Below are 20,169 nucleotides of genomic sequence, written 5' to 3' on the forward strand. Positions count from 1 at the left end.
CCAGCCGATGACCGTCTTCCACCGCAATGAAACCCGGGAACCCTTGCCTGCCCATCTCAAGGGCGGCGTCATCGCCATCGGCAATTTCGACGGCGTGCACCGTGGCCATCAGTCGGTGCTCAACCGCGCGCTGGAAATCGCCAAGGCGCGCGGCATTCCTGCCCTGGTGCTGACCTTCGAGCCGCATCCGCGCACGGTGTTCCGGCCGCAGACGCCGGTCTTCCGGCTGACGCCGGCGCCGCTCAAGGCCCGGATTCTGGAAACGCTCGGGTTCAACGCCGTCATCGAATATCCCTTCGACCACGAATTTTCACAGCGTTCGGCCGACGATTTCATCCATTCGATCCTGAAGGACTGGCTCGGCGCCTCGGAAGTCGTCACCGGCTTCGATTTCCACTTCGGCCGCGGCCGCGAGGGCGGTCCAGCCTTCCTGATGAATGCCGGCCAGACCTACGGCTTCGGCGTCACCCTGATCGATGCCTTCCGCGATGAAAATGCAGATGTCGTCTCTTCGAGCCACATCCGCACGCTCCTGAAGGACGGCAATGTCAGCGAAGTCGCCGGCATGCTGGGCTATCGCTATACGGTCGAGGCGGAGGTGATCGACGGCGAGAAGCTCGGCCGCCAGCTCGGTTTTCCCACCGCCAATATGCGCCTGCCGCCGGAGGCCGAACTCGCTGCCGGCATCTATGCCGTCCGCTTCCGCCGTCAGAATGGAACGCTCTATGATGCCGTCGCAAGCTATGGTCGCCGCCCGACGGTGACGGAAAATGGCGCGCCGCTGCTCGAAACCTATCTTTTCGATTTCAGTGGCGATCTCTACGGCCAGCTCTGCGCCGTGTCCTTCTTCGGCCATCTCCGTCCGGAACTGAAATTCGACGGCCTCGATCCGCTCGTCGCTCAGATCAAACGCGACGAGGAAGAGGCGAGGGCGCTGCTGGCGGGCGTTACACCGCTCGGCGAGCTTGATCGAAAGCTCTGCTTTTCCTGAGTGGTTTCGAGCTATCTCCGGCTGAGCGGAAATTGATCTGGATCGTTCGTCCACGGATCGAACACCGCCGCGCCGGAGAAGCGCTTATCCCTGACGTTTCGCGTGACCAAATAGAGATTGTGCTTGATCGCCGTGGCGGCCAGCATCGTGTCGACGACCGACGGCGCATGTCCGTTCCTCAGTTTCACGCGCCCGGAAATGGCGCCCCAATGTCTGACGGCTGTGTCGCTCAGCGAAAGAACGCGTTGCGAAAACCTATCCTCAAGTGCATCGCGGGAGGCAGCATAGCGATAGCGGTTTTGATCGTCCTCAGGCAGGTTTTCGATGCCCTTGTCGTATTCCGCCAGCGTGAGGATGCTCATAAACATCCTCTCCTCGTCTTGAGCCGCGGCCCAGGATTTGACGGAGGGGGCGCCGTTCGGATCGATCAGCGCGGCAATGACGTTCGTATCGAGTAGCCAGCCGATCACAGCTCGCTATCCCGCCCGTAATCTGCGTCTCGCTCAAGGTCGAGCTCCTTGAGGTCAAGGCTTTCCATGAAGGCGACGAAAGGCTTCTTCGGCTCGGCTTTCGTCAGATGGTCGAGCTCTTCGACGCTGATGACGACGACGCTGTCCCGGCCGCGAACCGTCACGCGCTGTGGTCCTTCGCTACGGGCGCGGCGAACCACCTCGCTGAAACGCGCTTTCGCGTCCTCGAGCTTCCAGCTTTGCTTCGTTATTTTTTTCATGCCGTTGATCTCTCGATCGAATCTGGTCAGATAGTCAGATTTATATCTCGAGCGAAGAGGATTTTCCAGTCCGTTGCTTTCCCGGAAGGATGCGGCGCTGGCAATTCCAGTCACCGGTGCCGATTGCGGGCCGCAATTTCCTCTCTTCCTTTTCCCGGCAAAAACGCCTATGAACCGGCGCTATGACGAAATTTCGGCTGGCGATCACGATGCGAATTATCGGCCCGGCCTTCCGCGCGCGCTAAGCGGCCGGGAGGTCCGGGTTTTTGGCGCTTGCATGCGAGCGCTTCCGTCGCCAACTTTTTCACGCCCGTAGCGCCCCTTTCTGGGCCGCCAGAAACGATTGTCCCGATATGACCGACACAGCCGAAAAGATCGATTACTCGAAGACCCTTTATCTGCCCGAAACCGATTTCCCGATGCGCGCTGGCCTGCCGCAAAAGGAGCCGGAACTCGTTGCCCGCTGGCAGCAGATGGACCTCTACAAGAAGCTTCGCGCTTCCGCCGCTGGCCGCGACAAGTTCGTCCTGCACGACGGCCCGCCCTATGCCAACGGCAACATCCATATTGGCCATGCGCTGAACAAGATCCTCAAGGACGTCATCAACCGTTCGTTCCAGATGCGCGGTTATGACGCCAACTACGTGCCCGGCTGGGATTGCCACGGCCTGCCGATCGAATGGAAGATCGAGGAGGAAAACTATCGCGCCAAGGGCAAGGCCAAGCCCGACCTGACCGAGCCGGCGGCGATGATCGAATTCCGCCGCGAGTGCCGCGCCTATGCGGAAAAGTGGATCAAGGTCCAAGGTGAGGAGTTCCAGCGCCTCGGCATCGTCGGCGATTTCGAGAACCCGTATCTGACGATGAACTTCCACGCGGAAAGCCGCATCGCCGGCGAGCTCTTGAAGATCGCCGCAAGCGGCCAGCTCTATCGCGGCTCCAAGCCGATCATGTGGTCGGTGGTCGAACGCACTGCGCTTGCCGAAGCCGAAGTCGAATATCAGGACTACGAGAGCGACACGATCTGGGTGAAGTTCCCGGTCGAAAAAGGCTCCGACAGCGTCAAGGATGCCTTCGTCGTCATCTGGACGACGACGCCCTGGACGATCCCCGGCAACCGGGCGATCGCCTATTCCTCGCGTGTTGCCTACGGCCTTTACGAGGTGACCGCCGCCGAGAACGATTTCGGCCCGCGCCCGGGCGAAAAGCTGATCTTTGCCGACAAGCTGGCCGAAGAAGCCTTCGCGAAGGCCAAGCTGCAATACCGGCGTCTTGCAGATGTTACGGCTGACGATCTCGCCGGCATCACCTGCGCCCATCCGCTCAAAGGTCTGGGAGGCGGCTACCAATTTGCCGTGCCGCTGCTCGAGGGCGACCACGTCACCGACGATGCCGGTACCGGCTTCGTGCACACCGCGCCGAGCCACGGCCGCGAAGACTTCGACGTCTGGACGGCGCATGCCCGCGAGATCGAGGCGCGCGGTATCGAGACCAAGATCCCGTTCCCGGTGGACGACGGCGGCTTCTACACCGCTGACGCCCCCGGCCTGGAAGGCGCACGTGTCATCGACGACAACGGCAAGAAGGGCGATGCCAACGACCGCGTCATCAAGGCGCTGATCGAGTGCCACGCGCTCTTTGCCCGCGGCCGCCTGAAACACCAGTATCCGCATTCCTGGCGTTCCAAGAAGCCGGTCATCTTCCGCAACACGCCGCAGTGGTTCGTCTATATGGACAAGACCCTGGCCGACGGAACGACACTGCGCACCCGTGCGCTGAGCGCGATCGACGACACCCGTTTCGTGCCGGCCGCCGGCCAGAACCGTCTGCGCGCCATGATCGAGCAGCGCCCGGACTGGGTGCTTTCGCGTCAAAGAGCATGGGGCGTGCCGATCTGCGTCTTCGTCGACGAGCAGGGCGAAGTCCTGAAGGATGAGGCCGTCAACCAGCGCATCCTGAACGCTTTCGACGTCGAGGGCGCCGACGCCTGGTTTGCCGAAGGCGCCAAGGAACGTTTTCTCGGCAACGAGCATGACCCGGCCAAATGGACGCAGGTCATGGATATCCTTGACGTTTGGTTCGACTCGGGCTCGACGCACACCTTCACGCTGGAAGATCGCCCCGACCTGAAATGGCCGGCCGACCTCTATCTCGAAGGCTCCGACCAGCATCGCGGCTGGTTCCATTCCTCGCTGCTGGAATCGGCGGCGACCCGCGGCCGCGCGCCCTACGACGCCGTCCTCACCCATGGCTTCACCATGGATGAGAAGGGCGAAAAGATGTCGAAGTCGAAGGGCAATGTCACCTCGCCGCAGGAGGTGATGAAGGATGCCGGCGCCGATATCCTGCGCCTCTGGGTGATGACCTCGGATTATGCCGACGACCTGCGCGTCGGCAAGACGATCATCCAGACCAATGTCGACGCCTATCGCAAGCTGCGCAATACCATCCGCTGGATGCTCGGCACGCTCGCCCACGACAAGGGCGAGGTCATCGCGCTTGCCGACCTGCCGGAGCTGGAGCAGCTGATGCTGCACCGCCTCTCCGAGCTCGATCGGCTCGTGCGCGAAAACTACGATGCCTTCGACTTCAAGAAGATCGCCCGCGCTTTGATCGACTTTGCCAATGTCGAGCTCTCGGCCTTCTATTTCGACGTCCGTAAGGATGCGCTCTATTGCGATGCGCCCTCCAGCCTTCGCCGCCGTTCGGCGCTCTATGTCATCCGCATGATCTTCGATTGCGTCGTGACCTGGCTCGCGCCGATGCTGCCGTTTACGACGGAGGAGGCATGGCTCTCGCGCAATCCCTCTGCCGTCTCGGTGCATCTGGAGCAGTTTGCTCCGGTCGCAAAGGAATGGCGCAACGATGCGCTCGCCGAAAAGTGGAAGAAGATCCGCGCGATCCGCAGCGTCGTGACCGGCGCGCTCGAAATCGAGCGCAAGGACAAGCGCATCGGTTCCTCGCTCGAGGCGGCCCCCGTCGTTCATGTCGCCGATGCGGAGCTGCGCAAGGCGCTCGAGGGTCAGGACTTCAGCGAAGTCTGTATCACCTCTGATATCACGATCAAGGCGGATGCCGGCCCGGCCGAAGCCTTCCGTCTCGCCGACGTGCCTGACGTCGCCGTCGTGCCGAAACTTGCCGAAGGTGTGAAATGCGCCCGTTCCTGGCGCATCACCACCGATGTCGGTTCCGATCCGGATTATCCCGACGTCTCGGCGCGTGATGCTGCCGCGTTGCGCGAACTCGGCATCCGCGCCTGAAGATATTTGCCGGGTGAATTGCCTTTGCGGCGTTCATCCGGTAAAAGCTGCCTGAAATTGGCCGGATTTTTGCGTCAGGGGGACGGTTGTCCGGTTGGGCAACGATTGCACCGGTGGCTGGAAGGGTTTTCATGTTCGCAACGCATTGGTTCCGTATGGGCGCCTGCCTGTCTGTTGTGGTGGCGGGATGCTCCCTGGTATCCAGCTGCGCCAGCAGCCCCACTTACGGCACCGACAAGACTGCCATGGAGCAGTTGACCGACGATCTCGGCCAGTCCGTGTCGCTGGTCGGACCGGACCCGAAGAACAAGGGCGTCAAATACACACCGCGTCCGACGCTGGTGCTGCCGGCCGAGGGGCAGCGCGAGACCCTTGTCGCGCCGCAGCAGACGGTGGCGAACAAGGACAATCCACAATGGCTTGAATCGCCGGAGGAAACCCGCGCCCGTCTCGTTTCCGAGGCTGACGCCAATTCGGACAATCCGAATTATCGCTCGCCGCTGGCGAGCTCGGCCATCGAAGGCGGCCGGCGCACCACGGAAGCTCAGACCCAGGCCTATCGCGAAGCCCGCGCCCTGCAGAAGGGGTCATACGTCGATCAGCGCCGCTACATCTCCGATCCGCCGGCCGGCTACCGCACCGTCGACGATCCGGCAAAGCTCGACGACGTCGGCGAGCCTGAGCTCAAGAAGCAGAAGAAGCGCAAGAAGGATGCGGCAATCGCCAATTCCGGCAAGCAGTGGTGGAACTTCCTGCAATAGCTTGTCTTGGCATGTAAGCGCTGTCCGGCCGGTTCGATTGTCATGTGACATCCTCACCCGTCGCTGATCAGCCCCTCATCCGCCTGCCGGCACCTTCTCCCCGTAAACGGGGCGAAGGGGATATGCCGCATCCTCTCCGTTCCCCATCAACCTCTCGCGGGGCACGTCCCCTCGCCCCGTTTTACGGGGAGAGGGTTAGGGTGAGGGGCGGTCACTCGCACAAACCGGGCAGTCCTAGCGCGTGGGTACGGCGCGCGCGCAGGCATTGCGATTACTGCGCATCTCTCCGCTGCGAAAAGAACTTTCGCAACATGTCCGCCGACTGCACCTCGTTGAAACCCGAATAGACCTCAGGGACGTGGTGACAGGTCGGCTGCGCATAGAATCGCACGCCATTGTCGACGGCGCCGCCCTTCGGGTCCTCGGCGCCGTAATAGAGCCTGCGGATACGCGCAAACGAGATGGCTGCCGCGCACATGGTGCAAGGCTCGAGCGTCACATAGAGATCGGCGCCGGTAAGGCGCTCCTGCCCGAGCGCTTCGCAGGCAAGCCGGATTGCGGCAATTTCGGCATGCGCGGTCACGTCATTGAGCTCACGCGTCCGGTTTCCCGAGCGTGAAACGGCTATATCGTCGACAACAACGACGGCGCCGATTGGCACTTCGCCGCGTTCGCCGGCGGCGCGCGCTTCTTCCAGCGCCATCTCCATGAAACGATTTGTCTTCACGTTCGCAAGAATTTCCACTTAACCGCAGATGCATGACCTGATAGACAGGCCCAAAAGGCAGGCAAACAGCAAATGACACCCAAAGACAAGCCAAAACGCCCGGGCACGAAGCCCTTTTCACGGGACACCGGGCCGAAGGCCGGCCCGATAGCGGGCGGCGCGAAGCCGGCGAAGGCTGCAGCCGCGCGTCCGGCCGCGGCTGAAACCGACAGCGAGGCCAAGGCCGAACGCATTTCCAAGGTGATGGCGCGCGCCGGCGTCGCCTCCCGCCGCGACATCGAACGCATGATCATGGAAGGGCGGGTGACGCTGAACGGCAGGGCGCTCGACACCCCGGTCGTCAACGTCACGCTCGCCGATCGGATCGAGGTCGACGGCGTGCCGATCCGCGGCATCGAGCGCACCAGGCTCTGGCTCTATCACAAGCCGGCCGGCCTGGTGACCACCAATGCCGATCCGGAAGGCCGGCCGACCGTCTTCGACAACCTGCCGGAAGAATTGCCGCGCGTCATGTCTATCGGCCGCCTCGACATCAACACCGAGGGCCTGCTGCTGCTCACCAATGACGGCGGCCTCGCCCGTGCGCTGGAACTGCCGGCGACCGGCTGGCTGAGGCGCTACCGCGTCCGTGCTCATGGCGAGATCGATCAGGAGGAGCTCGACAAATTGAAGGAGGGCATCGCCGTCGACGGCGTGCTCTATGGCTCGATCGAGGCGACGCTCGACCGGACCCAAGGCTCGAACGTCTGGATCACCATGGGCCTTCGCGAAGGCAAGAATCGCGAAATTAAGAACGTGCTCGGCGCGCTCGGCCTCGACGTCAACCGGCTGATCCGTATTTCCTATGGCCCGTTCCAGCTCGGTGATTTGCCGGAAGGCCATGTCATCGAAGTGCGCGGCCGCACATTGCGCGAGCAGCTCGGCCCGCGCCTCATCGAGGAAGCCAAGGCCAATTTCGACGCGCCGATCTACAACGCGCCGGCGGTCGCCGCCGAGGAAGAGGCCGAGGCCGCGACACCCGACAAGCGCGAGCGGCCGCGTCGCCCGGAGGACAAGCGCGAACGGGCGCTGAGCCGCCTCGACACCAAACGCGATGATCGCGGTGGCGGTCGCAGAGATGACGATCGCCGCGACGGCGGCCGCAGGGATGACGACAAGCCGAAGCGCTCTCAGCCGCTCGGCCAGCGCCGCAGCGCCAATGTCTGGATGGCGCCGGGCGCCCGGCCGCTCGGCGAAAAGGCGGCGGCGAAAGCCGCCAAGAATGCGCAGACCGCGCGCCGGCGCGGCGAGCAGGCACCGGCAAAGAATGCTGCTTTCGATCGCATCGAGGATCGTCCGCGCACGCTGATCAACCGCGTGCGCGAAGAGGATGGCGAATGGATCCGCTCGAGCGAGCCGCCCCGCCGCAAGGACGAGGGCGAGGGCTTCGGCCGCAAACGCTCTTTCGGTGATCGTCCTGCGCGCGACGACCGCGGTTTCGGCGATCGGCCTTCGCGTGGCGACCGGCCCTTCGGCGACAAACCGCGCGGCGATCGCAAGCCGCGTGCGGAGGGTGACGGGCGTCCACGCGCCGCCAGAGCCTCCACCGGCGAGGGCCGTTCTGAGCGACCGCGCAACGACCGCCCGTTCGGCGGCAAGCCGCGCGGCGACCGCAGGCCGCGCGAGGAGGGGGATGAGCGCCCCCGGGCAGCCAGAAGCTTTGCCGGCGAGGGGCGCTCCGAACGTCCGCGCGGCGAGCGGACCTTCGGCGACAAGGCTCCGGGTGGCAAGTCCTCGGGCGAGAAGCCGCGTGGCAAGGGCTTTGGCGCCAAGCCCGGCGGACCCAAGAATTTTTCCGGCAAGCCGAAGGGCGCCAAGCCGGGTGGGGCCAAGTCGGGCGGTGATCGGCCGGGCGGCGACAGGCCCGCAGGCGGCCCGTCCAGAGGTGGAGCTAGAGCAAAGGGAATGACGCGCGGTGCGGATCGTCGGCGGTGAATTTCGCGGACGGCCTCTCGCCGTGCCAAAATCCAACGACATCCGGCCGACTGCCGACCGGACGCGCGAGAGCCTGTTCAATATATTGAGCCATGCCTATCCGGAATGCGTCGACGGCACCCGCATCCTCGATCTTTTTGCCGGAACCGGCGCCGTCGGCCTCGAAGCCGTCTCGCGCGGCTGTCGTCATGCGCTCTTCGTCGAGAACAGCGTCGAGGGCAGGGCGCTGCTCTGGGAGAATATCGACGCGCTCGGCCTGCATGGCCGCACGCGCATCCTGCGCCGCGACGCGACCGATCTCGGCAGCGTCGGCAATCTCGAGCCTTTCGACGTGCTCTTTGCCGACCCGCCTTATGGCAAGGGCCTCGGCGAGAAGGCGATGGCTGCGGCCGCCGTTGGCGGCTGGCTCAGGCCAGGCGCGATCGCGGTGCTTGAGGAACGCGCCGACATTGTCGTTTCCATCCATCCTTCTTATGTTTTCCTCGAAAGCCGCATCTTTGGCGATACGAGGGTGCATTTCTTCCGGTATCAACCGCAGTAAGCGGGGGGCAGGCGTGCAGCAGGCAGAGATTATCAGCCCGAAACTGCCTGCGATCAGCGATTTGCCAACGGTCGCGGTCGCTTTCGGCGGCGGCGGCGCGCGCGGCCTTTCCCACATCCATGTCATCGAAACCCTCGACGAGCTCGGCATCCGCCCGGTGGCGATAGCGGGTTCGTCGATCGGCGCGATCATGGGGGCCGGTATGGCCGCCGGCATGTCCGGCGCCGAGATCCGAGAACATGCGCTGGCGACGGTCGGCAACAAGACGGCTGTCGTCGCCCGGATCTGGGGCCTGCGGCCGGCAACGGTGCGCGATGCGGTCGCCAAGGGCATCCGCATCGGCCAGTTCAATCTGGAGCGGATCCTCAAAGCCTTCCTGCCCGCCGAACTGCCGGCCCGCTTCGAGGATCTGCTGGTCCCGATGAAGGTGATCACGACGGATTATTACGGACAGAGCGAAGTCATCATCGAAGAGGGCGAGCTGTTTCCCGCGCTCGCGGCTTCTTCGGCTATTCCCGCCGTTTTCATGCCGGTGCGCCTGCGCGGCCGGGTGATGATCGACGGCGGCATCAGCAATCCGGTGCCCTATGAACCCCTGATGGACCTCGCCGACATCGTCGTCGGCATCGACGTCGTCGGTGCCCCTGAAGGCGATGGCACCCACATTCCGAACCGCATGGAAAGCATCTTCGGTTCCGGCCAGCTGATGATGCAGACGGCAATCTCGTTGAAACTGAAGCTTTGCCAGCCGCAGATTTTCCTGCGCCCGACAGTCGGCCGCACCGGCGTCATGGATTTTTTGAAGGCCCGTGAAGTGCTCGCCATGTCCGTCGGCGTCAAGGACGAGCTGAAATTCGCCCTCGACCGCGAGTTCGAAGCGCGACTCAAGCGCTAGCTGTCCGTTTTTCTCATTGGGCATGGCCTTCGTGGTCGCCGCCCGCGCCAGTCGACGCTTCCATCATCATGGCCGTGCCCTCGAAGCTTGATAGGAGCGCAAGCGCGGATGGATCGAGGCCGGCCTCGGCATCCTTCAATTTGCCGGTAAGGCCTGCAGTCATTCACCGAAAGCCCGAGCTTCTCCAGCGTCGCGGCATTCTTCAAGCTGTCGCCGCTGCAGAGATAGATGTTCCAGCCCTGATGCGTCTTCTTCATCAGGGCGCGTCCCCCGCGTCCGTCCTGTCGCCAGCCGACGATCGCCCAATCGGCTTGAACGACGACGGGGGCGACATCGAGAGGCTTGTCCGGCCTCTCGAACATCACCTTCAGCTTCGCAGGTATCGCCTGTTGCGGATCCTCTTCGGCAGATGCCATGGATGCGACCAGCAGGCCGGCAAGAATAGCGATAGTCAATTTCATCTGGCGAACCCTCAAGCGAAAACGCGTTTCAGCGGCGGTACAAACCGCACGACGATCTGGTCGAAGGCGATCATGGCGAGAATGGCGATCCCGCTCATCGGGAAGGCGATGGCGAAGATTGCTGTAATCACCCACAGGCCGTAATAAACCGAGCGTTTTGGCGGCAGGGGCGGCACGCCGAGGCAGCCGGCCGGTCGCCGCTTCCACCACATGACGGCGGCCGTCACGCAGCTGAGCACAATCGTCAGGCAGGTCGCGAGCATCAGCAGCTGGTTGAATCGCCCCCATTCCTGCCCCTGGTGGACATTGATGCCCCACTCGATCGCTTTGCCGAGCAACGGATATTGGTTGAAGCCGATATCGAGCAATGGTTTGCCGGAGTACTGGTCGATGTGGATGGTCCGTTCGTCGGAGAGATCGTCGGGATAGAGCGAGGCGGTATAGACGCCTGTCTCGTCGGAGGGAATCGTCATGTCGAAGCCCGGCGCCATGCCCAGCCGCTCGGCGATCTCCACGGCTTTGTCGAGGCCGATCGGCTTGGCCGATTGCGCCGCGGCGATATCGGAAAGCGGAACCGGCGCTTTCTCGATGATCCAGCCGCTCTTCGGAAGGATGTCTTCGGTGACCTTCCGCGATTTCGGCACGTCGTCCCAAAGTTGAACCGGATAGCCGAGGCCGTGCTCGGTCAGCCAGGCATTGGCATTGGCGCCCCAATAGGGTGACCAGGGCATGCCCGTGATCGCCAGGAAGAAGATCAGAACGCCGGCGAAGGCGCCTGTCACCGCATGCAGGTCACGCCAGAAAACGCGACGGCTGGGTGTTCCTCGGACGCTGACGACGCCGCCAGTCTGGCGTCGCGGCCACCAGAGATAGATGCCGGTGACGACGAGCACCATGGCGAAGCCCCCGGCGATTTCGGTCAGCCGGTTCGCCATGGCGCCGAAATAGGCGAGGCTGTGAATGCGCTTGACGACATAATTGAACTCGTCGGTCGATCCGACCGTATCCAGCACCTTGCCGTCATAAGGGTTGACGAAGACCAGCGTCGCACCGGCATCGCTGGAGACCGTCACGACGGCCGATTGCTCCGGCGATAGCGGGTCTTTGTAGGATTTGGCGGTTGCGCCCGGGACGGCGGAGGCGGCGATCTCGGTGATCCGCGCTGCCGGCAGCGCTTCGCCGCTCGGCTGTACGAGGTAGCGGTAGCCGAAGAAGGTGCCGTTGATCTCGTCCTTGAAAAGATAGAGCGATCCGGTGATCGCCAGGTTGAGCATGAAGGGGTATGGCGAGAAGCCCGGCAAAGAAATGCCAGCGCCAGATGGCACGGTAGAGCGAAACGCTGGCGGCGTCTTCCGCCGGCCCGGCAACGGTAATGGTCGACATGAGAATGGATCCGTATCCACGGCCGATGGCAGGAACGCAGGTCGGCCGACGTTGAAAGGCGCACTACGGCAAAGGCCGCAACACGAAGTTCAGATGAGGATCGGATGGGGCGGGGGAGCGCGAGGGCCGGTATTGGGCGGAAAAAGCCGACGATGAAACGCCTCGGCACGGATCGGCAATTCGACCGCAGCCGCAAAGAATATGGCGCCTGCGATATCCGTCGGCGCCGGCAGGAGAATTGAGGCGCCGATCCGGCAGGCTTCACAACCTTGCGAATGCGCCTGGTCGTGCTGGTTCTGCCCCGATGTGTCCGCGGCGGTGACGGAAAGCGTCGGAAGGGTCCCGTCCGGAAGGACATATTGGACGAGGCCCGCCGGCGCGAACTCGTCGGCGGCTGCAGCGGCAGGCTGATGGGCAAAGCCGACGAAAACAAGTGCGACCGCGCAGAGGACGCGCAGTGCCCATTGTTCGATATGTACCGCCCGCCCGGTCAACATTCCCCCATGGATCGCTTCGAGCGCGCGTTTTGATAAACGCCGCGCCGCTCATATTCAATGCGGGAATTTCGCAAAAGCGGTCAGGCGTCCGCCGTCGCATCCGCAGTTCCGGCCAGCGGATCGTCCTCGAAGGGATCGGCGGCGCGTTTCGGCTTGACCAGTGGCTCGGGGCGGACAGGGTGGGAAAACAGCATGTCGCGCCCGGCCTGCAGCCCTTCGGAGACCTGCAGGGCAAGCCGCGCCTCGTCGCGCTTGCGGATATCCTCGCCGATCTCATAGGCGTCGACCTCGGAAACGCCGAGCGCCTCCAGCGTCCGCCGTCCGAAGAGCAGGCCGGATTCCAGCGTTTCGCGCAGTTCGTAATCGACGCCCTTGTTGCGCAATTCGATCGAATGGATGCGGTCGTAGGAGCGGACGTAGAGGCGCGTGTGCGGATAATCCGCCTGCACCAGCTCCACCACCTTGTCTGTGATCTCCTTTTTCTGCGTGCAGACGAGCACGATCTTCGCCCGGTCGATGCCGGCCGAGCGCAGCACGTCCTTGCGGGTGCCGTCGCCGAAATAGATGCGGAAGCCGAAGGAGGAGGCCTGGCGGATGCGGTCGGCGGAAAAATCGATGACGGTGACGCTGCGACCGCCGGCCAGTAGGATCTGGGCGGCAATCTGGCCGAAACGCGAGAAGCCGACCATCAGCACGTCGGCGCCGGCGCCTTCGAAATCCTCGTCCAGTTCCTCCTGCTCATCGCCGTTGAGCAGCCGCTTCGACAGCGCCGCTCCGATCGGCGTCAGCGCCATGGACAACGTGACAATTGCCACCAGCAGCGATGCCGTGCTCGTCGACATCAACCCGACGACGCCCGCCGTGGTAAAGAGCACGAAGCCGAATTCGCCGCCTTGCGGTAAGAGGAAAGCAATGCGGATTGCATCATTGTGCGGAGACCCTGAGATCCGGCAGAGCCCGTAGATGATGATCGCCTTGACTGCCATGACGATCGGCACGGCGACGATCACGAAGAGCGCGTTGTCGAGGAGAACGCCGAGCTCCAGCGACAGGCCGACGGCGATGAAGAAGATGGCGAGCAGCACGCCGCGGAACGGCTCGATATCCGCCTCCAGTTCGTGCCGGTAGGAGGATTCTGCGAGCATCACGCCGGACAGGAAGGCGCCCATCGCCATCGAAAGCCCGGCAAGCTGCATCAGGCTTGCCGATCCCATCACGACGAAGAGGGCGGCGGCGATCATCGCCTCGCGCGCGCCGGTGCGGGCGATGATCTGGAAGAGCGGCGTCAGCAGATAGCGCCCCGCGACGATCATCGCCGCCACTGCGCCGACGGCCACGACAAAATCAGTGAGCGGCGTGCTGCTGCCCTTGCCGTTGCCGTCGAGAACGGTGATCAGCGCGAGCAGCGGCACGATCGCCAGGTCCTGGAACAGGAGCATCGAGAAGGAACGCTGTCCGTATCTCGTATTGACGTCGCCGTCGCCCTCGAGGATCTGCATGGCGAAGGCCGTCGAAGACAGCGCCAGGCCGAAGCCGGCGACGATGCTGCCGCGCCAGTCGAGCACATGGGAAAACCAGGCGAGCGCGGTCAGCGCCAGCCCAGTCACCATTACCTGCGCGGTGCCGAGGCCGAAGATGTCGCGCCGCATCTGCCAGAGGCGGCTCGGCTTCAGCTCCAAGCCGATGATGAAGAGCAGGAAGACGACGCCGAGCTCGGCGACGGCAAGAATCTGTTCGCCGTCGGTGATGCCATGGAAGACCGGACCGATGACGATGCCGGCGGCGAGATAACCCAGCACCGTGCCGAGCCCGAGCTTCTTGAATATCGGAGCGGCAACCACCGCGCCGCCAAGCAGCAGGATCGTTTCGGAGAAAAGGTCATTGGGCGCTGACATTCTGGCAATTTCTTTCGACGGCGGGAAACATCCAGGCAGCCCTGACAAAGAATCGGCGGCGGCGGCCTTGATGCTTGGGAGAGTGCACAATAAATGGAAGCCGAAGGAAAGGCCAAATCATGTCCTCAGAAATCGATTCCTCGACACTTCTTTCCCGCGCAAGTCAATTGATCGATCTGGCAAGGAAGGCAGGGGCCGACGCCGCCGACGCCGTCGTCGTCCGCTCCCGCTCGCAATCGGTCAGCGTCCGTCTCGGCAAGGTCGAGGGAACGGAATCGTCGGAAAGCGACGATTTTTCGCTGCGTGTCTTCATCGGCAAGCGGGTCGCCAGCGTTTCGGCCAATCCGGGCTTCGATCTTCAGGCGCTGGCCGAACGCGCCGTCGCCATGGCCAAGGTTTCTCCGGAAGACCCCTTCGCCTGCCTCGCCGATGAGGCGAGCCTTGCAAAATCCTACCCCGACCTACAACTGCTCGACACCACCGAGGTTTCCTCGGACATGCTGCGCGAGGCGGCTCTTGCCGCCGAAGCGGCCGCACTGGCGGTCGAGGGCGTCACCAATTCCTCCGGCGCCGGCGCGTCGGCCGGCATGGGCGGCCTCGTTCTCGCGACGTCACACGGTTTCGAAGGCAGCTACATGGCCTCCCGTTTCGGCCATTCCGTCAGCGTCATATCGGGCGAAGGCACCGGCATGGAACGCGACTATGACTTCGACAGCCGCCTCTATTACGCCGAACTCGACAATCCCTCCGAAATCGGTCGCCGTGCCGGCGAACGAGTGATCAAGCGCGTCAATCCGCGCCAGGTGCCGACCGGCAAGAACGTCACCGTCGTCTTCGATCCGCGCGTCGCCCGCGGCTTTGTCGGCCATATCGCCGGTGCGATCAACGGCGCCGCCGTCGCCCGCAAGACCAGCTTCCTGCGTGACCGGATGGGTCAGCAGGTGCTGAAGTCGGGCCTGTCGATCACCGACGACCCGCTGATCGTGCGCGGGCCTTCGTCGCGCCCCTTCGACGGTGAGGGCGTCTCCGGCGAGCGGTTGGTCATGATCGAAGACGGTGTTCTGAAGCATTGGTTCCTTTCGACCTCGACCGGTCGTGAGCTCGGCCTCGAAACCAACGGCCGCGGCGTGCGCGGCGGCAGCACCGTCACGCCGTCGTCCACCAATCTTGCCCTGGAACCCGGCGACGTCTCGCCGGAGGAGCTGATCCGCAGCGTCGGCAACGGCTTTTACGTCACCGAACTGATCGGCCACGGCGTCAACATGATCACCGGCGAATACAGCCGCGGCGCCACCGGCTTCTGGATCGAGAACGGCGAACTCACTTTTCCGGTGTCCGAGGTGACGATCGCCTCGAACCTCAAGGACATGTTCATGCGCCTGACACCGGCAAACGATATCGACCGCAAGTTCGGCGTCGCGGCGCCGACCTTCGCAATCGAAGGCATGACGCTCGCAGGACAGTGAGAAACGGGCAGCAGGAACGGATTATCGGATGAGCGATAGGGAAAAGGGCCGCTGGCAGAGCGATCTTGCCTTGATCGCCGATGCTGCGAAGGAGGCCGGCGCGGTCGCCTTCGGTTTCTTCAACCAATCTCCCGAAGTCTGGTGGAAGAACGAGGGCCGCTCTCCCGTCAGCGCCGCCGACTTCGCCGCCAACAAGACGCTCGAATCGATCCTGCGCGAGGCGCGGCCGGATTATGGCTGGTTGTCCGAGGAAACCGAGGACGATGCCGACCGCCTCTCACGCGAGACGCTGTTCATCGTTGATCCGATCGACGGCACGCGCGCCTTCCTGAGCGGGCAGAAGGTCTGGTGCGTTAGCGTCGCGGTCGTGCATCGCGGCCGCCCCGTCGCCGGCGTGCTCTATGCGCCGGCGCTCGAAGAACTCTACCAGGCCGTCGAGGGCGGGCTGGCGATGAAGAATGGCATGCCGCTCGCCGTCTCCGCCGCCGGAGCCGACGAGACGAGCCGCCTTGCGATCGGCGAGGACCTGTTGACGACCTTCCCGTCAGCGTTCCGCGCCCGGGTCGCGCGCCAGAAATACATTCCCTCGCTCGCCTATCGCATCGCCATGGTGGCGGACGGTCGTCTCGAAGGCACGTTCGTCAAGGGCAATTCACACGATTGGGACCTTGCCGCCGCCGATCTGATCCTGGCCTGCGCCGGCGGTGGCCTCGTCGACCTCGAAGGCCGGCCGGTCGTCTACAACAGCGCCGACATCACCCACAAGGTCCTCTGTGCGGGGCCGGCGCCCCGCATCGATGAGTTCCTCGCGGCTTTTGCCGAGCGACGAGACAGTTGACGTTTCCGTCAAAATCCCGCAGATGGGATGGCGGAGGAGACTAGGCAGAAAGAGAACAAAAAATGACTGAATCCGGTGACAAGAAGCAGCTTTTGCATCTCGTTTTTGGCGGCGAACTGGAAAGCCTCGATGACGTCCAGTTCCGTGATCTGAACGGTCTCGATATCGTCGGCATTTTCCCGGATTATGCCACGGCGCTGAGCGCCTGGAAGTCGAAGGCGCAGCAGACGGTCGACAATGCGCATATGCGCTACTTCATCGTCCACATGCATCGTTTGCTCGACCCGCAGGAAAAGGCCAAGGGCAACTAACCTCGGCAACTGACCTCGGCTAGCGACCTCGGCCAAGGCGATCCGCAGGTGCCGCCGGCGACCGTTCGGCGAGCAGGGCTTTCGCGCATCGGGCGCCCGTCGTTCCGGATTGTCTGACGCATTCTGAACAAATTGATCGGTCATTGCGGCCGCAACGATAATGAGGGAATGGGTTTGATGTCGATCTTGGATCGGAGGCTGGCGCAATGAGCTCCCGGATGGCTCGGTTCGGTCTGAGCGCATACCGTCTGGCGGGAACCGTGGCCTCTCCTGTTGTCGGCCTCTATATCACCTACCGCACGGCCAAGGGCAAGGAAGACCGGGCGCGCCGCCTGGAACGCTTCGGTTATCCGAGCGCCAACCGGCCGCAGGGCCCGCTCGTCTGGTTCCATGCCGCAAGTGTAGGTGAAACCAATGCCGTCATCCCGCTGATCCGCGAAATCCGCCGCCGCGACATCCATGTCATCCTGACGACCGGCACCATTACCTCCGCCAGACTCGCCGCCGAGCGCCTCGGCAATGAGGCGATCCATCAATATGTGCCGCTCGACCTGAAACCCTCCGTCAGCCGCTTCCTCGATTATTGGCAGCCCGATTGCGCCATCATCGCCGAATCCGAGATCTGGCCGGCAACGGTGCTGGAGCTCGGCCGCCGCCGCATCCCGCAGATCCTGATCAATGCCCGCATGTCGGACCGCTCCTTTGCCCGCTGGCGCCGCCGCCCGTCGATCGCCGAGGCCCTGTTCGAAAATCTTGCTCTGGTGATCGCCCAGTCGGATGTCGATGCCGAGCGTTTCCGCGATCTCGGCGCCGTCCCCGTCATCACCTCGGGCAACCTGAAGGTGGATACCGACGCCCCGCCCTATGACGGCGCTGTCCTTGCGCGCTACAGGAAGCAGATCGGTGACCGCAAGACCTGGGCGGCGATTTCGACATTCGATGGCGAGGAGAACGCCGCCGGCATCGTCCACCGCGCGCTGAAGGAGCGGGATCGCCAATTGACGATCATCGTGCCGCGCCATCCCGAGCGCAGCGACGAGATCGAGGCGGCGCTGGTCAAGCAGGGTCTGAAGGTCGCCCGCCGCACCCGTGATGACGTCCTCTCCGCCGATGTCGATATTTTCCTCGGAGATACGATCGGCGAAATGGGCCTCTATTTAAGACTGACGGAAATCGCCTTCGTCGGCCGCTCGCTCTTTGCCGAGGGCGGCCAGAACCCGCTGGAGCCGGCCATGCTCGGCTGCGCGGTCCTCTCCGGCGGCAATGTGCAGAACTTCCGCGAAGCCTATCAGAAGCTTGCCCGCAGCGGCAGCGCCCGTATGGTGCGCGATACCGAAATGCTGGCCAAGGGCGTACATTACCTGCTGACCAATGACGAAGCCCGCCGCAACATGATCGAGGCCGGCATCGCCGCCGTGCATGAGATGCGCGGCGCACTGTCGGCGACAGTGAAGGGGCTCGAACCCTATATCAATCCGCTGACGGTCAAGGCGCGCTTGTTGCCCAAGGCCGTGGCTCAGGTCTGAGGAGGCGCGATGTCGGGCCCGAGGCATATAAAAGGCATACTCTTCGACAAGGACGGCACGCTGCTCGACTACGACGAGAGCTGGCTGCCCGTGAACCGCGAGCTTGCCCGCATCGCCGCCCAGGGCGATCCGCTTCTTGCCGATCGGCTGCTCTCAGCCTGCGGCATGGATCCTGTGAGCGGCCATATCGTTCCCGACAGCCTGCTCGCGGCCGGCAATACCAGGCAGATTTCCGAGGGCCTTGTTGCCGCGGGCTCGACGGTCGATGTCGGGGAACTGACGGCTCGCCTCGATGAACTGTTTTCCAGCGCCGCCGAATTTTCCGTGCCGGTGACCGACCTTGCCGGCTTCTTCGCCAGGCTGCATCAACGCGGCTTCAAGCTCGGCGTTGCCTCGAGCGACAATGAGCGCTCCATCCGCCAGACGGCGGAACGCTTCGGTTTCGCCACCTATGTCGATTATATCGCCGGCTACGACAGCGGCTTCGGCAGCAAGCCGGAGCCGGGCATGGTGCTCGGCTTTTGCGCCGCGACCGGTCTTTTGCCTGAGGAGGTCGCCATCGTCGGCGACAACAATCATGATCTGCACATGGGCCTGAATGCCGGTACGGGGCTGAGGATCGCGGTGCTGACCGGAACCGGCTCGCGCGAGTCGCTTGCCGCCGCAGCCGATCATGTGCTCGACGATATCACCGCCCTTGAGACGTTGCTACCGGATCTGCAGCTGGCCTGATACGTAAGGACTTGCATTTTCACCGGTTTTGGCTTCTCAATCCAGGCCGGGTGAAGAGCAAGATGCTGATTGTCGCGAGGCGGGCAGGGGAGCGGAACGGCAAGATGATATCCGAAGCGCCGCCGTTCTGGTGGAGGAAAGCCGATTGGAGGGCCTGGCTGCTGGCGCCGCTTTCCTTTCTTTACGGCCGTATCGCCGGCCACCGCATGGCGCATGCGCGCCGCGTCTCCCTTTCCGTTCCCGTCATCTGCGTCGGCAATTTCACCGTCGGCGGCGCCGGCAAGACGCCGACGGCGCTGACGATCGCCCGCGCCGCCAAGGCGAAGGGCCTGAAACCCGGCTTTCTCAGCAGAGGTTACGGCGGCTCGCTCGACGTAACGACCGTGGTCGATCCCCATCATCACCGGGCGGTCGCGGTCGGCGATGAACCGCTGCTGCTTGCCCAGGAGGCCCTGACGGTGATTTCCCGCAGGCGCGTCGACGGGGCTCAGCGTCTGGTTGCCGAAGGCGCCGACCTCATTATCATGGATGATGGTTTTCAAAGCGCCCGGCTGGCGATCGACTACGCCCTGCTCGTCATCGACGCGACGCGCGGCCTCGGCAATGGCCATATCGTGCCGGGCGGCCCGGTACGCGCGCCGATCGGCCAGCAGCTGCGTCATGCGACGGCGCTCTTGAAGGTCGGCAGCGGCAATGCCGCCGACAGGATCGTTCGCATGGCTGCGCGCGCCGCAAAACCCTATTTCACCGCCTCGCTGAAAGTGCGCGGCGACAACACGCTGGCCGGCGTGAAGGTGCTGGCCTTCGCCGGTATCGCCGATCCCGCCAAATTCTTCCGTACCGTCGAATCGCGCGGCGCCGAAATCGTGGTCGCCAAGACCTTCGGCGACCACGAGCACCTGACCGAGGAGGAGATCGACGACATCCTGACGACCGCCGAGCGCCAGGGTCTCCTGATCGTCACCACATCAAAGGATTTCGTTCGCCTGTCCGGCCATCACGGCAAGGCCGAGCAGCTGGCGCAAAAGGCCCGAGTGATCGAGGTCGACATGGTCTTCGAGGATCATCTCGCCCCAAGCCTGATCATCGACCGGGCGATCGTCGCCTGCCGCGAGCGGCGTCTTAAGGAATCGAAAGTTGGGGCTAAAGCAATTTCAGGAAAGGCCGATCGGCTGTAACTG

At 63.6% G+C, this 20,169-nt stretch carries 17 protein-coding genes and 2 pseudogenes; 12 read left to right on the top strand and 7 right to left on the bottom strand.

Annotated features, from left to right (window positions below; all coding sequences use genetic code 11):
• The first annotated feature begins 7 nt into the window (after positions 1-7).
• A complete protein-coding gene (locus J0663_RS12845; RefSeq protein WP_207240708.1) occupies positions 8-991 on the top strand; it encodes a bifunctional riboflavin kinase/FAD synthetase in 984 nt (327 codons plus the stop codon).
• An 11-nt stretch (positions 992-1,002) separates the two neighbouring features.
• On the opposite strand, the gene J0663_RS12850 is transcribed toward J0663_RS12845, so the two are convergent.
• Both J0663_RS12850 and J0663_RS12855 read right to left on the bottom strand, forming a co-directional pair.
• Entirely contained in the window at positions 1,003-1,461 is a 459-nt protein-coding gene (locus J0663_RS12850) for a type II toxin-antitoxin system VapC family toxin (RefSeq protein ID WP_207240709.1), read from the bottom strand.
• Complete coding sequence (locus tag J0663_RS12855; RefSeq protein WP_207240710.1) at positions 1,458-1,721, bottom strand: type II toxin-antitoxin system Phd/YefM family antitoxin; 264 nt, start codon at positions 1,719-1,721, stop codon at positions 1,458-1,460. The genes J0663_RS12850 and J0663_RS12855 overlap by 4 nt, the downstream gene beginning before the upstream one ends.
• A 353-nt stretch (positions 1,722-2,074) precedes the next feature.
• Here J0663_RS12855 and ileS point away from each other — a divergent pair, with 353 nt between their 5' ends.
• Both ileS and J0663_RS12865 read left to right on the top strand, forming a co-directional pair.
• Positions 2,075-4,981 (top strand): isoleucine--tRNA ligase, encoded by a 2,907-nt coding sequence (gene ileS, locus J0663_RS12860; protein WP_207240711.1) that lies wholly within the window; start codon positions 2,075-2,077, stop codon positions 4,979-4,981.
• A gap of 131 nt (positions 4,982-5,112) precedes the next feature.
• Positions 5,113-5,742 (top strand): hypothetical protein, encoded by a 630-nt coding sequence (locus tag J0663_RS12865; protein WP_207240712.1) that lies wholly within the window; start codon positions 5,113-5,115, stop codon positions 5,740-5,742.
• Positions 5,743-6,013: 271 nt separating this feature from the next.
• On the opposite strand, the gene J0663_RS12870 is transcribed toward J0663_RS12865, so the two are convergent.
• Positions 6,014-6,451 carry a nucleoside deaminase gene (locus tag J0663_RS12870; RefSeq protein WP_207244494.1) on the bottom strand — a complete coding sequence of 146 codons (438 nt, stop codon included), beginning with the start codon at positions 6,449-6,451 and terminating at the stop codon, positions 6,014-6,016.
• Positions 6,452-6,541: 90 nt separating this feature from the next.
• Between J0663_RS12870 and J0663_RS12875 the strand changes: the two genes are divergently transcribed.
• The 3 genes from J0663_RS12875 to J0663_RS12885 are packed head-to-tail and all read left to right on the top strand — an operon-like array spanning position 6,542 to position 9,879.
• On the top strand, positions 6,542-8,443 hold the full coding sequence (locus J0663_RS12875; RefSeq protein WP_207240713.1) for a pseudouridine synthase: 1,902 nt from the start codon (positions 6,542-6,544) through the stop codon (positions 8,441-8,443).
• The gene (gene rsmD / locus J0663_RS12880; protein ID WP_207240714.1) at positions 8,424-8,984 is read left to right on the top strand and encodes a 16S rRNA (guanine(966)-N(2))-methyltransferase RsmD; all 561 of its coding nucleotides are present in this window, start codon (positions 8,424-8,426) and stop codon (positions 8,982-8,984) included. Before J0663_RS12875 ends, rsmD begins: the two co-directional genes overlap by 20 nt.
• A 13-nt stretch (positions 8,985-8,997) precedes the next feature.
• Positions 8,998-9,879 (top strand): patatin-like phospholipase family protein, encoded by an 882-nt coding sequence (locus J0663_RS12885; protein WP_207240715.1) that lies wholly within the window; start codon positions 8,998-9,000, stop codon positions 9,877-9,879.
• 13 nt (positions 9,880-9,892) lie between these two features.
• On the opposite strand, the pseudogene J0663_RS31710 reads toward J0663_RS12885, so the two are convergent.
• From J0663_RS31710 to J0663_RS12905, 4 genes and pseudogenes are all read right to left on the bottom strand, one after another.
• Positions 9,893-10,340: pseudogene (locus J0663_RS31710) on the bottom strand (copper uptake system-associated protein).
• A gap of 11 nt (positions 10,341-10,351) precedes the next feature.
• Positions 10,352-11,723 (bottom strand): annotated as a pseudogene (locus J0663_RS12895) (PepSY-associated TM helix domain-containing protein).
• 89 nt (positions 11,724-11,812) lie between these two features.
• The gene (locus J0663_RS12900) at positions 11,813-12,220 is read right to left on the bottom strand and encodes a DUF2946 family protein (protein WP_207240716.1); all 408 of its coding nucleotides are present in this window, start codon (positions 12,218-12,220) and stop codon (positions 11,813-11,815) included.
• 80 nt (positions 12,221-12,300) lie between these two features.
• Entirely contained in the window at positions 12,301-14,115 is a 1,815-nt protein-coding gene (locus J0663_RS12905) for a monovalent cation:proton antiporter-2 (CPA2) family protein (RefSeq protein WP_207240717.1), read from the bottom strand.
• Between the two features lie 119 nt (positions 14,116-14,234).
• Here J0663_RS12905 and J0663_RS12910 point away from each other — a divergent pair, with 119 nt between their 5' ends.
• The 6 genes from J0663_RS12910 (at position 14,235) to lpxK (ending at position 20,166) form a co-directional block, all read left to right on the top strand.
• Positions 14,235-15,581 carry a TldD/PmbA family protein gene (locus J0663_RS12910; protein ID WP_207240718.1) on the top strand — a complete coding sequence of 449 codons (1,347 nt, stop codon included), beginning with the start codon at positions 14,235-14,237 and terminating at the stop codon, positions 15,579-15,581.
• A 28-nt stretch (positions 15,582-15,609) separates the two neighbouring features.
• Positions 15,610-16,419, top strand: a complete 810-nt coding sequence (locus J0663_RS12915) for a 3'(2'),5'-bisphosphate nucleotidase CysQ (RefSeq protein ID WP_207240719.1) — start codon at positions 15,610-15,612, stop codon at positions 16,417-16,419.
• Positions 16,420-16,481: 62 nt separating this feature from the next.
• Positions 16,482-16,730 (top strand): DUF4170 domain-containing protein, encoded by a 249-nt coding sequence (locus J0663_RS12920; RefSeq protein WP_207240720.1) that lies wholly within the window; start codon positions 16,482-16,484, stop codon positions 16,728-16,730.
• Between the two features lie 206 nt (positions 16,731-16,936).
• Positions 16,937-18,256, top strand: a complete 1,320-nt coding sequence (waaA, locus tag J0663_RS12925) for a lipid IV(A) 3-deoxy-D-manno-octulosonic acid transferase (RefSeq protein ID WP_207240721.1) — start codon at positions 16,937-16,939, stop codon at positions 18,254-18,256.
• A 9-nt stretch (positions 18,257-18,265) separates the two neighbouring features.
• Positions 18,266-18,988, top strand: coding sequence for an HAD family hydrolase (locus J0663_RS12930; RefSeq protein WP_207240722.1), 723 nt, complete (start codon positions 18,266-18,268; stop codon positions 18,986-18,988).
• A gap of 104 nt (positions 18,989-19,092) precedes the next feature.
• Complete coding sequence (gene lpxK, locus J0663_RS12935; RefSeq protein WP_207244495.1) at positions 19,093-20,166, top strand: tetraacyldisaccharide 4'-kinase; 1,074 nt, start codon at positions 19,093-19,095, stop codon at positions 20,164-20,166.
• The last annotated feature ends 3 nt before the right edge of the window (positions 20,167-20,169 follow it).

The organism is Rhizobium lentis (genome assembly GCF_017352135.1).
Lineage (GTDB): Bacteria > Pseudomonadota > Alphaproteobacteria > Rhizobiales > Rhizobiaceae > Rhizobium > Rhizobium lentis.

Coding starts and splice junctions, on each gene's coding strand:
- J0663_RS12930 (WP_207240722.1), top strand. CDS start 18,266: ATGTCGGGCCCGAGGCATATAAAAGGCATACTCTTCGACAAGGACGGC.
- J0663_RS12875 (WP_207240713.1), top strand. CDS start 6,542: ATGACACCCAAAGACAAGCCAAAACGCCCGGGCACGAAGCCCTTTTCA.
- J0663_RS12920 (WP_207240720.1), top strand. CDS start 16,482: ATGACTGAATCCGGTGACAAGAAGCAGCTTTTGCATCTCGTTTTTGGC.
- J0663_RS12845 (WP_207240708.1), top strand. CDS start 8: ATGACCGTCTTCCACCGCAATGAAACCCGGGAACCCTTGCCTGCCCAT.
- J0663_RS12870 (WP_207244494.1), bottom strand. CDS start 6,451: ATGGAGATGGCGCTGGAAGAAGCGCGCGCCGCCGGCGAACGCGGCGAA.
- waaA (WP_207240721.1), top strand. CDS start 16,937: ATGAGCTCCCGGATGGCTCGGTTCGGTCTGAGCGCATACCGTCTGGCG.
- J0663_RS12865 (WP_207240712.1), top strand. CDS start 5,113: ATGTTCGCAACGCATTGGTTCCGTATGGGCGCCTGCCTGTCTGTTGTG.
- ileS (WP_207240711.1), top strand. CDS start 2,075: ATGACCGACACAGCCGAAAAGATCGATTACTCGAAGACCCTTTATCTG.
- J0663_RS12900 (WP_207240716.1), bottom strand. CDS start 12,220: ATGTTGACCGGGCGGGCGGTACATATCGAACAATGGGCACTGCGCGTC.
- lpxK (WP_207244495.1), top strand. CDS start 19,093: ATGATATCCGAAGCGCCGCCGTTCTGGTGGAGGAAAGCCGATTGGAGG.
- J0663_RS12910 (WP_207240718.1), top strand. CDS start 14,235: ATGTCCTCAGAAATCGATTCCTCGACACTTCTTTCCCGCGCAAGTCAA.
- J0663_RS12915 (WP_207240719.1), top strand. CDS start 15,610: ATGAGCGATAGGGAAAAGGGCCGCTGGCAGAGCGATCTTGCCTTGATC.
- J0663_RS12905 (WP_207240717.1), bottom strand. CDS start 14,115: ATGTCAGCGCCCAATGACCTTTTCTCCGAAACGATCCTGCTGCTTGGC.
- J0663_RS12855 (WP_207240710.1), bottom strand. CDS start 1,721: ATGAAAAAAATAACGAAGCAAAGCTGGAAGCTCGAGGACGCGAAAGCG.